Source organism: Pseudomonas sp. JY-Q, from assembly GCF_001655295.1.
Classification (GTDB): Bacteria; Pseudomonadota; Gammaproteobacteria; order Pseudomonadales; family Pseudomonadaceae; genus Aquipseudomonas; species Aquipseudomonas alloputida.
In genome coordinates, this window is record NZ_CP011525.1 from 643,371 (window position 1) to 656,251 (window position 12,881).

Sequence of the window (12,881 nt, forward strand, 5' to 3'; positions counted from 1 at the left end):
CGGAACACAGGCTTACGCGCCATGCAGGGCGTCGCTGTCCTCCTGGCGTTGCTTGCAGGTCTTGAAGCCTTTGGCATCCACATGGCCGGTGGCATCGAAGCGCACGTAATAGGGCTGCTGCTTGCCGTCGTGGTTGAGGATGTAGTCGTTGCAGGTGCCCCCGTGTGGCAGGTCGATCACGCTCGACGGGCTGCCGCCAATGGCGATGACCTTCTGCATGGTCATACCGTTCTCCACCTGCTTGACCAGCGGCTCATCGCGGTAGGTGACGTAATCCACCGGGTTTTCCGGGCGGCTGCCGCAGGCGGCCAGGGTGGCGCTTGCCAGAAGGATTGCCAGGGTCTGCTTGTACATGGTCCCGCTCCTTGCAAAGGGTCTGTGTGGTTTTGAACCACAGCGCGCGCCAGGAGTTCGATTGCGATGGTCATGATGGCCGCTGTAGTGTTGGCCCGTCGTACACGCAAAGGAGCTGCGGCAATGCAGCAGGATTTGGCAACGCGATACCCGCTGGTGCTGGTGCCAGGCATGCTCGGGTTTGTCCGGATGGTGCTCTACCCCTACTGGTTCGGCATTGTGCCGGCCTTGCGCAAGGGCGGGGCGCAGGTGTTTCCGGTGCAGGTTTCGCCGCTGCATTCCAGCGAGGTGCGCGGCGAGCAGTTGCTGGCGATCATCGACGATATCTGCCAACGTACCGGCGTCGACAAGGTCAACCTCATCGGCCACAGCCAGGGCGCCCTGAGCGCGCGTTACGCAGCGGCCAAACGGCCGGAGCGGGTGGCGTCGGTCACCTCGGTGGCGGGGCCCAACCATGGCTCCGAGCTGGCCGACCACCTGGAACGCACGGCACCGGGCCATTCACCCCAGGGGCGCGTCCTCAAGGCCGTGCTGCATGGGTTTGCCGTGCTGCTGGTGTGGCTGGAAACCGGCTGGCGTCGTGACCCGCTGCCGGTAGATGTGCACGCCTCGCACCAGTCGCTGACCAGCGCCGGGGTGGCGCTGTTCAACCAGGCTTATCCACAGGGCCTGCCGCAAACCTGGGGTGGGGAAGGGGCCTATGAGGTCAATGGCGTCCGCTATTACTCCTGGTCCGGCACGTTGCAACCCGGCCTGACAGACCAGGGGCGCAACCGCTTTGACGGCAGCAGCCGCTTCTGCCGCCTGTTCGCACGCAGTTTCATCAAGGAAAAGGGCCATTGCGACGGCATGGTCGGGCGTTTCAGTTCGCACCTGGGGCAGGTGATCGGCGACGATTACCCGCTCGATCACCTGGACATCGTCAACCAGTCGCTCGGTGCCGTGGGCAAAGGCGCGGAGCCGGTGCGGCTGTTCACCGAACATGCCGCCCGGCTCAAGGCGGCGGGGCTTTAGCTCAAGTGCGTTGGCGGCGGATCGGCGTGGTCCAGCGTTCGGCCAGCACTACCCCGGCCAGGGTCAGCAGGCCGCCGACCAGGTGGTAACTGGCCAGTTGCTCATCGAGCACCACGGCGGCGATCAGCGCGGTGACCAGCGGCAGCAAGTTGAAGAATAGTGTGGTGCGGCTGGGCCCCAGGCGGTGCACGGCCTGCATCCACACCAGTGGCGCGATCATCGAGGCCAGTACGCAGGCATACAGGACCAGGCCGATGTTGTGGCTGTTCAGGCCGGTCTTGTCCGACAGCAAGAACAGCGGTAGCAACACGACGATGGCCACCAGAACCTGCAGGTACAGCAGCTGCATCGGCGGCAGGCGCAGCTGCCATTTCTTCAGCAGGAAGCTGTACAGCGCATAGGCCAATGTAGCCACCAGCATCAACAGGTCGCCGCTGTTCAGCCCATGCTGCAGCAGGCTGGCGGGGTGGCCGGCACTGACCACTTCAAGCACGCCAAAGAATGACACCACTGCGCCCAGCAGGGCACCGTAGCTCAGGCGCTGGCCCAGCCAGGCGATGGACAGCGCCAGTGACATCAGCGGCATCAGCGAGAGGATGATGCCCATATTGGTGGCACTGGTGATGCCGGCGGCGAAGTAGGCCAGGCTCTGGTACATCGCCATGCCCAGCACGCCGAGCACGAACACCTGGGTCAGGTGCGGGCGGATGGCTGCGCGGTTGCGCCACACGGCGGGCAGCATGAACGGCGTGAACAGCAAGGCGGCCAGCAACCAGCGGTAGAAACCGATCTCCGCAGGGTGGATGGCGCCGGCGGACATCTTGGTGACCACGGTGTTGCCGGCCCAGATGAGGATGGCGGTGAGGGGGAACAGGTAATTCATGTAGCGGGTCACTCATTGGGGCCTGGATTGGGGCTGCCTTGCCGCCCTCGCGGGCTTGCCCGTTCCCATGGGGATACACAGGCCTGGAGGCTGGCGCAGATCCTGTGGGAGCGGGCGAGCCCGCGAAGGCCTGCAAGGCAGGCCCTCGATAGGCCTGTATTATCGAATGTCTGTTAACAAGCCTATACTTCTATCCAGACAATCGACCCTGCAAAGCAGACAGCATGCCGCGCAAATACCTTGATATCCCCCAGTTCACCCAACTGCCGGCCTCGGTGTACTTCCGCCACGACGAGTTCGTTGCCGACACCCACAGCGCCGTGCACCAACACGGCTGGGGCCAACTGAACTACACCGCCCACGGCGTAATGCATCTGGATGTGGCCGGCCAGCGCTTCCTGTCGCCGCCGCACTACGCCGTTTGGGTGCCGCCCGACACCGAGCATGGCTGCTACAACCCCCAGGCCATCGTCTACCGTTCCATCTACCTCGACCGCAGCCTGTGCGCAGCGCTGCCATCGCACCCGTGCAGCCTGATGATCAGTGACATCCTCAAGGCTATCCTCGGTGACTTCGCCCGGCGCAATCTCAAGGTGGCCGAGGACGAGCGTGACCAGCGCCTGGTACAGGTACTGCTTGACCAGTTGCTGCTGGCGCCCACTCTGGCCTGCTACTTGCCGTTTGCCCACAGCGATGGCTTGCGCCAGGTGCTCGACGCGCTCAGCGCCGAGCCGGGGGACAACCGCCCGCTGGCCGACTGGGCCGCCCGCGTGCACGTCAGCGAACGCACCCTGGCCCGCCAGTTTCTGCGCGAGCTGGGCATCAGCTTTGGCGAATGGCGCCTGCGCCTGCGTTTTCTGCGTGCCATCGAAGCGCTGGAAGCCGGCCTGCCGATTCAGGCCATCGCCTTCGACCTTGGCTACAGCAGCGCTTCGGCGTTCATCGCCATGTTCCAGCGTCAGGCCCGGTGTACGCCCGAGCAGTACCGCCGGCAGGCGCGGGCGGGGCACTGAACATTCTTGGCTACACTCAGCTCGATCCCCGTGCATCGGGCGCGGAGCCAAGGAGACCACTCCATGAAAGTGCTGCAAATCCCGTTACTGGCCCTGGCGGTGTTGTTCAGTGCCCAAGGTTTCGCTGCCAATACCGCGCAGCAGGAAAAGATGAAAACCTGCAACGCTGACGCCACCGCCAAGGCCCTCAAGGGCGATGAACGCAAAGCGTTCATGAGCACCTGCCTGAAAAAGGATGTGCCACAAACCCAGCAAGACAAAATGAAGACCTGCAATGCTGACGCCACCGCCAAAGCCCTGAAGGGGGATGAGCGCAAGGCCTTTATGAGCGATTGCCTGAAGAAGAAATGACCTGCGCCTATGCCTGCGCCGCCAAGGCTGGCAGACTGCGGCATTCCCGCTGTCTGCCGTCGAGGCTGTATGACCTTTACTCCCCGTCAGATCACCCTGGCCAGCCTGATCATCGTCATGGCTGGGCTGCTGCTGGCTTTGCCCCTGAAGTTGCTGCCCAGCCTGCTGGCCGGTCTGCTGGTGTTCGAACTGGTCAACATGCTGACCCCGCGCCTGCAACCGCTGCTTGCTGGCCAACGCGCGCGCTGGCTGGCCGTGGCGCTGCTCGGCACGCTGGTGGTCAGCACCCTGACACTGCTGATTGCCGGTGCCTTCAGCTTCCTGCTGCACGAGGCGGAAAACCTCGGCGCCTCGCTGGACAAGTTCATGGCCTTGGTCGAGCGTGCTCGCGGTCAGCTGCCACCCTTCATCGAGGGCTACCTGCCTGCCAGTGCCGCAGAGTTCAAGGTGGCCATCGGTGACTGGATCAAGAGCCACCTGAGCGATTTGCAGCTGGTGGGCAAGGGTATGGCCCACATGTTCGTGACGATGCTGATCGGCATGATCCTCGGCGCCATCATCGCTTTGCAGCGTATTCCCGATATCTCCCGGCGCAAGCCCCTTGCGGCGGCGCTGTTCGAACGTCTTAGCCTGCTGGTGAAGGCGTTTCGCAACATCGTGTTCGCGCAAATCAAGATCTCGCTGCTCAACACGATCTTCACCGGCATTTTCCTGGCCGTGGTGATGCCACTGTTCGACGTGCACCTGCCGCTGACCAAGACGCTGATCGTGCTGACCTTCCTGCTGGGCTTGCTGCCGGTGATCGGCAACTTGATGTCCAACACCTTGATCACCATCGTCGGCCTGTCGCTGTCGATCTGGGTGGCGGCGGCGGCGCTGGGTTACCTGATCGTCATCCACAAGGTCGAGTACTTCCTCAACGCGCGGATCGTGGGTGGGCAGATCAGTGCCAAGGCGTGGGAATTGCTGCTGGCGATGCTGGTATTCGAGGCGGCGTTCGGGCTGCCCGGTGTCGTGGCGGGGCCCATCTACTATGCCTATCTGAAGAGTGAGCTGAAGCGGGCGGAGCTGGTCTGATCATGTAGTGGCCTGTACTGGCCCTTTCGCGGGTAAACCCGCTCCTACAGCGGCCTGCGGCCAATCACAGATGTGTGTCCACCCCCGATCGGTGCGTAGGAGCGGGTTTACCCGCGAATGCAGTAGCGGCGGCAACGGTGAAAGGCGGGTGGAGATTGGCCAGCAGGGCCGGCCCTTTCGCGGGTAAACCCGCTCCTACAGGGGCCTGTGGCCAATCACCGACGTGTGTCCACCCCCGATCGGTGCGTAGGAGCGGGTTTACCCGCGAATGCGGTAGCGGCGGCAACGGTGAAAGGCGGGTGGAGATTGGCCAGCAGGGCCGGCCTCTTCGCGGGTAAACCCGCTCCTACAGGGGCCTGCGGCCAATCACAGATGTGTGTCCACCCCCGATCGGTGCGTAGGAGCGGGTTTACCCGCGAATACGGTAGCGGCGGCAACGGTGAACGGCGGGTGGAGATTGGCCAGCAGGGCCCGCCCGTTCGCGGCTACAGGCTAAACGACAAATCAGGCCGCGCCGTAACGCTTGCGCGCCTCGATGGCCAGCCCGCTACCAATGCTGCCAAAGATGTTGCCTTCCACATGCCGCGCATTCGGCAGCATCGCCGAAACACTGTTGCGCAGCGCCGGAATGCCGCTTGAACCACCGGTGAAGAACACCGTATCGACCTGGTCTTCGCTTACCCCAGCCTTGGCCAGCAGCTCGGTCACGCTACCGCGCACGCGCTCCAGCAGGCCTTCGATCGCCTCTTCGAACAGCGCGCGGGTCAGTTCCGCAGTCAGCTCGGGCTCGACGCGCCGCAGGTCGATGTGGCGGCTGTCATGCTCGGTCAGCTCGATCTTGCTGGCTTCTACTTCCATCGCCAGCCAGTGCCCAGCGCGCTGCTCGATCAGTTTGAACAGGCGATCGATGCCGAAGCTGTCCTCGATGTCATAGCGCATGCTACCCAGCGCCAACTGTGATTTCTGCGAATACAAGGCGTTGATGGTGTGCCAGGTGGCCAGGTTGAGGTGGTAGCTGGTCGGCATCAGCGCACCGCTCTTCATGCGGCTGCCGTAGCCAAACAACGGCATCACGCCCTGAAGGCTCAGTTGCTTGTCGAAGTCGGTACCGCCAATGTGCACACCGCCCGTGGCGAGGATGTCGCTTTGGCGCTCGGCGACCAGGTGGCGCTCGGGCGACAGGCGGATCAGGGTGAAGTCCGAGGTACCACCGCCGATGTCGACGATCAGCACCAGCTCTTCGCGGCTGATGCTCGACTCATAGTCGAAAGCCGCGGCAATCGGCTCGTACTGGAACGACACGTCCTTGAAGCCGATTTTGCGCGCCACTTCGGCCAAGGTGTCCTCGGCCTCCTGGTCGGCAGCCGGGTCTTCGTCGACGAAGAACACCGGGCGGCCCAGCACCACCTGGTCGAATTCACGGCCAGCGGCCGCTTCAGCGCGCTTCTTGAGCTCGCCGATGAACATGCCCAGCAAGTCCTTGAACGGCAGGGCGCTGCCCAGCACGCTGGTGTCGTGCTTGATCAGCTTCGAGCCCAGCAGGCTTTTCAGCGAGCGCATCAGGCGGCCTTCGTAGCCTTCCAGGTACTCGTGCAGCGCCAGGCGGCCATACACCGGGCGCCGCTCTTCGATATTGAAGAACACCACCGAGGGCAAGGTGATCTTGCCGTCTTCCAGGGCAATCAGCGACTCGACGCCAGGCCGGTGCCAACCGACCGTGGAGTTGGAGGTGCCAAAGTCGATGCCCAGGGCGCGGGCCGGGGATACGTCAGACATGGGAAATGGGCTTCCGGAGGCAAAACGGCCGCGCAGTGTATGCCAGTTGGCTACAGAATCAAGACCAGTCGTCTGCCTTGAGGCAAACCCAAGTCGGTCTTGAAAGGCTATGCTTGACCCCTATCTTCAGTTGCAACACGCACATTCACATTGGTGATCCACAAATGGACTTCAAAGACTATTACAAGATACTCGGCGTAGAGCCCACTGCGGACGAAAAGGCGATCAAGGCCGCGTACCGCAAACTGGCGCGCAAGTATCACCCCGATGTCAGTAAGGAGCGCGACGCCGAGGAGAAATTCAAGGAGGCCAACGAGGCCTATGAGGTGCTGGGCGACGCGCAGAAACGTGCCGAGTTCGACGAAATCCGCAAGTACGGCGGCCAGCATGGCCGGCCGTTCCAGGCCCCACCGGGTTGGGAAAACCGTGGCGGTGGCGGCGGCTTCGAAGGCGGCGACTTCTCCGACTTCTTCAGCTCGATCTTCGGTGGGCGCAGTGCGGGTGGCAACCCCTTCGGTGGCGCCCGGCAGCAGCAACGCAGTGCCGGCAGGCGGGGGCAGGACGTGGAGCTTGAACTGGCAGTGTTCCTTGAAGAGACCCTGAGCAAGGAGTCCAAGCAGATCAGCTTCCAGGTGCCGCAAACCAATGCCATGGGCCAGCGCACCGGCTTCACCACCAAGACCTTGAACGTGAGGATTCCGGCTGGGGTGACCGACGGCGAGCGCATCCGCCTCAAGGGCCAGGGTGCGCCGGGCAGCGGTGGCGGGGCCAATGGTGACCTGTTCCTGACCATTCGCATGGCACCGCACCCGCTGTTCGATGTCGAAGGTCATGACCTGATCATCACTGTGCCGTTGGCACCGTGGGAGGCGGCCCTGGGCGCCAAGGTGGCGGTTCCGACCCTGGATGGCAAGATCAACCTGACCATCCGTCCTGACAGCCAGAGCGGCCAGCGCCTGCGTGTACCGGGCAAGGGCCTGGTCAACAAGCAGGGAGAGCGCGGCAACCTTTATGCGCAGCTCAAGGTGGTGATGCCGCCTGCGTCGGACGAATCTGCCCGCGAACTCTGGACCAAGCTTTCCGAGAAAGCTGCGTTCAACCCGAGGACACAATGGAGTAAGTGATCATGAGCAGCACCCTGATCGTTCAACTGGACATGCGTACCCTGTGTCAGGAAGCCGATGTCACGGCTGAATGCGTGATCGAAATCGTCGAACATGGCATTGTCGAACCTTCCGGGCGAACGCCGGAGGACTGGCTGTTTGACGATCAGGCGCCGCTGGTGACCAAACGAGCGGTGAAGCTGCATCAGGAGCTGGAACTGGAGTGGGAAGGGGTGGCGCTGGCGCTGGAGTTACTGCAGGAAGTGCAGCAGTTGCGCAGTGAGAACAACATGCTGAAGCAGCGGCTGGGCCGGTTTATTCAGATGTAGGTTCCCTTGCCGGCATCTGTGGGAGCGGCCTTGTGTCGCGATGGGCTGCGCAGCAGCCCCAGATCTTTGCTCCACCGCAACATTGCCAGGGCTGCTTTGCAGCCCGTTCGCGACCCAAGGCCGCTCCCACAATGGACCGTATTTCAGGTCGGTTCGGCGCCCGGGTTCAGCACCAGTTGCATGAAGGTCAGATCAAGCCAGCGGCCAAACTTTACCCCCACCTGCGGCATCTGGCCGGTCACCACGAAGCCCAGCCGCTCATGCAGGCGAACCGACGCCGCATTGCCACTCTCGATGGCCGCCACCATCACATGCTTGCCGCACCCCTTCGCACGCTCGATCAGCGCGGCCATCAACACCGGCCCCAATCCCTTGCCCCGTTGGTCGCCACGGACATACACCGAGTGCTCCACAGTCAGGCGAAAGCCCTCGAACGGCCGCCAGTCGCCAAACGAGGCATACCCCAGCACGCCCGTCTCATCTGTAGCTACCAAAATCGGGTAGCCCTGCTGCGCCCGCGCTTCAAACCAGGCCTGGCGGTTGCCGAGGTCCACCGGGGTTTCGTTCCAGATCGCCGTGGTGTTGAGCACCGCGTCGTTGTAGATGTCCAGTATGCCCGGCACATCGGTGGGCCGGGCATCGCGGATTTCGTAGCTCATGACAGCGTCTCGCAAGGTCGTTGCTCGCAGATTAAATGGTTACCAGCCCGCGTACACCTTCGGCTTGCATGTTTTCGCCGCGGCCGCGCTGGATGATTTCGCCGCGGGCCATGACCAGGTACTGGTCAGCCAGCGCTTCGGCAAAGTCGTAGAACTGCTCCACCAGCAAAATTGCCATGTCGCCACGCTCGGCCAAGCGGCGGATGACCGCGCCGATCTCCTTGATCACCGACGGCTGGATGCCCTCGGTCGGCTCGTCGAGAATCAGCAGGCGCGGGCGGCTGGCCAGGGCGCGGCCGATGGCCAGCTGTTGCTGCTGGCCGCCAGACAGGTCGCCACCGCGGCGTTGTTTCATCTGCTCCAGCACAGGGAACAGCTCGTAGATGAAGGCTGGTACCTCGCGGGCTTCGCGGGCGGGGAAGCGCGACAGGCCCATCAGCAGGTTTTCCTCGACGGTCAGGCGCGGGAAGATCTCGCGGCCCTGGGGTACGTAGGCGATGCCGGCCTGCACCCGTTGCTGTGGTTTGAACGCGGTGATCGGCTTGCCTTCCCATTCGATGCTGCCGTCGCGGGCGGGCACCAGGCCCATCAGGCAGCGCAGCAAGGTGGTCTTGCCCACGCCGTTGCGGCCCAGCAGGCAGGTCACTTCGCCGACCTTGGCTTCGAAGGACAGGCCGCGCAGGATGTGGCTGCCGCCGTAGTACTGGTGCAGGGTGTCGATCTTGAGCATGTGAGAGTTCCTGAAAGGGATACTGTGCCTGTGCCGGCCTCTTCGCGGGCAAGCCCGCTCCTACGACGGGAACCGCCCCATGGCATTACGCCCCCTGTAGGAGCGGGTTTACCCGCGAAGAGGCCGGCACAGGCGCCAAAAATTCAAATCCGGTCACCGGCCCAGATACACCTCGACCACCCGCTCATCTGCCTGCACCTGCTCCAGCGAGCCTTCCGCCAGCACGCTCCCCTGGTGCAGCACGGTCACATGGTCGGCAATGCTGCCGACGAAGCCCATGTCATGCTCCACGACCATCAGCGAATGCTTGCCAGCCAGGCCCTTGAACAGCTCGGCGGTAAATTCGGTCTCGGCATCGGTCATGCCGGCCACCGGTTCATCGAGCAGCAGCAGTTGCGGCTCCTGCACCAACAGCATGCCGATCTCCAGAAACTGCTTCTGCCCATGCGACAGCAAGCCGGCCTGGCGCTGGGCCAGCGGCAGCAGGCGCAAGGTGGTCAGCACGTCCTCGATACGCTGGCGCTGGTCACCGCTCAGGCGCGCGGCCAGGCTGGCCCACACCGACTTGTCGGTCTTCAGCGCCAGTTCCAGGTTCTCGAACACGGTCAGCGCTTCGAACACTGTGGGCTTCTGGAACTTGCGGCCAATGCCGGCCTGGGCGATCTGGTATTCGCTCATGCGGGTCAGGTCGAGGGTATCGCCGAAGTAAGCCGTACCGCTGTCGGGGCGGGTCTTGCCGGTGATTACGTCCATCATCGTGGTCTTGCCGGCACCGTTGGGGCCGATGATGCAGCGCAGCTCGCCCACCCCGATGTACAGGTTCAGCGCGTTGAGCGCCTTGAAACCATCGAAGCTGACGCTGATGTCTTCCAGGCTCAGCACCGTACCGTGGCGGGTATCCAGGCCGGCCTTGCGGCTGTGGCCCAGGCCGATGGCATCGCGCCCGGCGCCGAGGTTGTCGAATACCGGTTCCAGCATGAACTCCGGGTGGACTGGGGGCACGCCTCTCATGGCTGGCTCCTTTTCTTCAACAGGCCGACCACGCCCTTGGGCAGGTACAGGGTAACGAGGATGAACAACGCGCCGAGGAAGAACAGCCAGAACTCGGGGAAGGCCACGGTGAACCAGCTTTTCATACCGTTGACCAGGCCGGCACCGAGCAGCGGGCCGATCAGCGTGCCGCGCCCGCCCAAGGCTACCCAGACGGCGGCTTCGATCGAGTTGGTCGGCGACATCTCGCTGGGGTTGATGATGCCCACCTGCGGCACGTACAGCGCACCGGCCAGGCCGCACAGCACGGCGCTCAGTACCCACACCAGCAACTTGAAGCCGCGCGGGTCGTAGCCACAGAACATCATGCGGTTTTCAGCGTCACGCACCGCGGTAAGCAGGCGGCCGAACTTGCTGCGGGTCAGGCGCCAGCACAGGTACAGGCTGGCCAGCAGCAGGGCCACGGTCAGCAGGAACAACACCGCGCGGGTGCCCTGGGCTGCAATGTCGAAGCCGAGGATGGTGCGGAAGCTGGTGAAGCCGTTGTTGCCACCGAAGCCGGTTTCGTTGCGGAAGAACAGCAGCATGCCGGCAAAGGTCAGGGCCTGGGTCATGATCGAGAAGTACACGCCTTTGATCCGCGAGCGGAAAGCGAACCAGCCGAACACCAGCGCCAGCAGCCCGGGCGCCAGCACCACCAGGCACAGGGCCCAGGCGAAATGCTGGGTACCGGCCCAGTACCAGGGCAGCTCGGTCCACGACAGGAAGGTCATGAACCCGGGCAGGCCGTCGCCGGCGGCCTGCCGCATCAGGTACATGCCCATGGCATAGCCGCCCAGGGCGAAGAACAGGCCATGGCCCAGTGACAGCAGCCCGGCATAGCCCCAAACCAGGTCCAGGGCCAAGGCGACGATGGCGTAACAAAGAATCTTGCCGACCAGGGTCAGGGTGTAGGCCGACACGTGCAGGGTATGGTCTGCCGGCAGCAGTGAGCACAGTGGCAAAGCCACCAGCAGCAGGACGACGACGGCACCGAGGGTAAGGGTCAGGCGTGGGCCGGCCTTTTGCGTAGCAGTGACAAGCAGTGGCTGGTTCATCAGTCGATTACCCGTCCCTTGAGGGCGAACAGGCCTTGCGGGCGTTTCTGGATGAACAGAATGATCAACGCAAGGATGAGGATCTTGCCGAGTACGGCACCGATCTGCGGCTCCAGCAGCTTGTTGGCGATGCCCAGGCCGAACGCGGCCCAGAGGCTACCGGCCAGTTGCCCGACGCCGCCGAGCACCACCACCAGGAATGAATCGATGATGTAGCTTTGGCCCAGGTCCGGGCCGACATTGCCCACCTGGCTCAAGGCCACGCCACCGAGCCCTGCGATGCCCGAGCCGAGGCCAAAGGCGAGCATGTCGACGCGCCCGGTGGACACGCCGCAGCAGGCGGCCATGTTGCGGTTCTGGGTGACTGCGCGCACGTTCAGGCCCAACCGGGTACGGTTGAGCAGCAGCCAGGTGAGCAGCACCACGGCCAGGGCGAAGCCGATGATGACCAGGCGGTTGTATGGCAGCACCAGGTTGGGCAGCAGCTGGATGCCGCCAGACAGCCAGGCTGGGTTGCTCACCTCGACGTTCTGCGCGCCGAACAGCAGGCGGATGGCCTGGATCAGGATCAGGCTGATGCCCCAGGTGGCCAGCAGGGTTTCCAGTGGCCGGCCGTACAGGTGGCGGATCACCGTGCGCTCCAGCGCCATGCCTACCCCGGCACTGACGGCGAACGCCACCGGCAGGGCAATCAGCGGGTAGAACTCGATGGCGCCTGGGGCGAAGCGCTGCAGCAGTACCTGGACCATGTAGGTGCTGTAGGCGCCGAGCATCAACATCTCGCCATGGGCCATGTTGATCACCCCAAGCAGGCCGAAGGTGATCGCAAGGCCCAGCGCTGCCAGCAGCAGGACAGAACCCAGCGACAGGCCGCTGAAGGCCTGGCCGAGCAGTTCGCCTACCAGCAGTTTGCGCTTGACCTGGGCCAGGCTCGTTTCGGCGGCTGTGCGCACGCCCGGGTCGCGTTCCGCATCGGGCTGCAGCAGGGCTTCGAGGCGGGTGCGGGCCAGCGGGTCGCCGGTTTCACCCAGCAGGCGCACGGCGGCCAGGCGCACTGCGGGCTCGCTGGCGCCCAGTTGCAGGTTGGCCAGGGCCAGGCCGAGGGCGGCCTGTACAGCGGCGTCCGGCTCGGCGGCGAAGCGCCGGTCGAGGAAGGCCATTTGCGCGGGTTGTGCGCTTTTCTGTAATTGCTGGGCCGCGGCCAGGCGGGTGTCGCTGTTGTCGCTGAGCAACTGATGGCTGGCCAGGGCGTTGTCGATCAGGCCGCGCAGGCGGTTGTTCAGGCGCACCTTGCGGGTGTCGTCGGCAGCGATGCGGCCTTGGCGCAGATTTTCCAGCAGCGGCAGGCGCGCAGCATCGGGTTGTGCTGCCCAACCTTCGAGCAGGCGGCCTTGCTCGGCGGGCTTGGCGGTGAGAAAGAATTCGCCCTCGCTGGCGTGGGTTGCCAAGGGCATTAGCAGGAGAAGGGTGAGCAGGAGTCTGAGCATGCGGGCAATCCTGAAAAT

At 63.9% G+C, this 12,881-nt stretch carries 14 protein-coding genes; 6 read left to right on the plus strand and 8 right to left on the minus strand.

From position 1 onward, the window contains the following. Positions 1–12: 12 nt before the first annotated feature. Positions 13–354, minus strand: coding sequence for an osmotically-inducible lipoprotein OsmE (osmE, locus tag AA098_RS02800; protein ID WP_003249613.1), 342 nt, complete (start codon positions 352–354; stop codon positions 13–15). 123 nt (positions 355–477) lie between these two features. On the opposite strand from osmE, the gene AA098_RS02805 reads away from it, so the two are divergent. Then, positions 478–1,368 carry a triacylglycerol lipase gene (locus tag AA098_RS02805; protein ID WP_003249615.1) on the plus strand — a complete coding sequence of 297 codons (891 nt, stop codon included), beginning with the start codon at positions 478–480 and terminating at the stop codon, positions 1,366–1,368. Between the two features lies 1 nt (position 1,369). On the opposite strand, the gene AA098_RS02810 is transcribed toward AA098_RS02805, so the two are convergent. Next, positions 1,370–2,251, minus strand: coding sequence for a DMT family transporter (locus tag AA098_RS02810; RefSeq protein ID WP_004576960.1), 882 nt, complete (start codon positions 2,249–2,251; stop codon positions 1,370–1,372). A 224-nt stretch (positions 2,252–2,475) separates the two neighbouring features. On the opposite strand from AA098_RS02810, the gene AA098_RS02815 reads away from it, so the two are divergent. The 3 genes from AA098_RS02815 to AA098_RS02825 all read left to right on the plus strand — a co-directional run bounded on the left by AA098_RS02815 (position 2,476) and on the right by AA098_RS02825 (position 4,692). Further along, positions 2,476–3,264: a helix-turn-helix transcriptional regulator gene (locus AA098_RS02815; protein ID WP_003249619.1), complete on the plus strand. Its 789-nt coding sequence runs from the start codon at positions 2,476–2,478 to the stop codon at positions 3,262–3,264. Positions 3,265–3,327: 63 nt separating this feature from the next. Further along, a complete protein-coding gene (locus AA098_RS02820; RefSeq protein ID WP_064613811.1) occupies positions 3,328–3,615 on the plus strand; it encodes a PsiF family protein in 288 nt (95 codons plus the stop codon). Positions 3,616–3,684: 69 nt separating this feature from the next. Beyond that, positions 3,685–4,692, plus strand: a complete 1,008-nt coding sequence (locus AA098_RS02825; RefSeq protein ID WP_064613812.1) for an AI-2E family transporter — start codon at positions 3,685–3,687, stop codon at positions 4,690–4,692. 504 nt (positions 4,693–5,196) lie between these two features. On the opposite strand, the gene AA098_RS02830 is transcribed toward AA098_RS02825, so the two are convergent. Beyond that, positions 5,197–6,468: an Hsp70 family protein gene (locus tag AA098_RS02830; RefSeq protein WP_012053839.1), complete on the minus strand. Its 1,272-nt coding sequence runs from the start codon at positions 6,466–6,468 to the stop codon at positions 5,197–5,199. Between the two features lie 164 nt (positions 6,469–6,632). Between AA098_RS02830 and cbpA the strand changes: the two genes are divergently transcribed. After that, the gene (gene cbpA / locus AA098_RS02835) at positions 6,633–7,592 is read left to right on the plus strand and encodes a curved DNA-binding protein (RefSeq protein ID WP_003249627.1); all 960 of its coding nucleotides are present in this window, start codon (positions 6,633–6,635) and stop codon (positions 7,590–7,592) included. 2 nt (positions 7,593–7,594) lie between these two features. Further along, complete coding sequence (locus AA098_RS02840; RefSeq protein WP_003249630.1) at positions 7,595–7,900, plus strand: chaperone modulator CbpM; 306 nt, start codon at positions 7,595–7,597, stop codon at positions 7,898–7,900. Between the two features lie 143 nt (positions 7,901–8,043). Here AA098_RS02840 and AA098_RS02845 read toward each other — a convergent pair whose 3' ends face one another. The 5 genes from AA098_RS02845 to urtB all read right to left on the minus strand — a co-directional run bounded on the left by AA098_RS02845 (position 8,044) and on the right by urtB (position 12,863). Further along, positions 8,044–8,559 (minus strand): GNAT family N-acetyltransferase, encoded by a 516-nt coding sequence (locus AA098_RS02845; protein ID WP_003249631.1) that lies wholly within the window; start codon positions 8,557–8,559, stop codon positions 8,044–8,046. A 31-nt stretch (positions 8,560–8,590) separates the two neighbouring features. Continuing rightward, positions 8,591–9,289 (minus strand): urea ABC transporter ATP-binding subunit UrtE, encoded by a 699-nt coding sequence (urtE, locus tag AA098_RS02850; RefSeq protein ID WP_003249634.1) that lies wholly within the window; start codon positions 9,287–9,289, stop codon positions 8,591–8,593. 153 nt (positions 9,290–9,442) lie between these two features. Beyond that, a complete protein-coding gene (gene urtD, locus AA098_RS02855; protein WP_003249637.1) occupies positions 9,443–10,300 on the minus strand; it encodes an urea ABC transporter ATP-binding protein UrtD in 858 nt (285 codons plus the stop codon). Then, the gene (gene urtC, locus AA098_RS02860; RefSeq protein WP_004576470.1) at positions 10,297–11,376 is read right to left on the minus strand and encodes an urea ABC transporter permease subunit UrtC; all 1,080 of its coding nucleotides are present in this window, start codon (positions 11,374–11,376) and stop codon (positions 10,297–10,299) included. The genes urtD and urtC overlap by 4 nt, the downstream gene beginning before the upstream one ends. Next, complete coding sequence (urtB, locus tag AA098_RS02865) at positions 11,376–12,863, minus strand: urea ABC transporter permease subunit UrtB (RefSeq protein ID WP_004576469.1); 1,488 nt, start codon at positions 12,861–12,863, stop codon at positions 11,376–11,378. The genes urtC and urtB overlap by 1 nt, the downstream gene beginning before the upstream one ends. Positions 12,864–12,881: the final 18 nt, after the last annotated feature.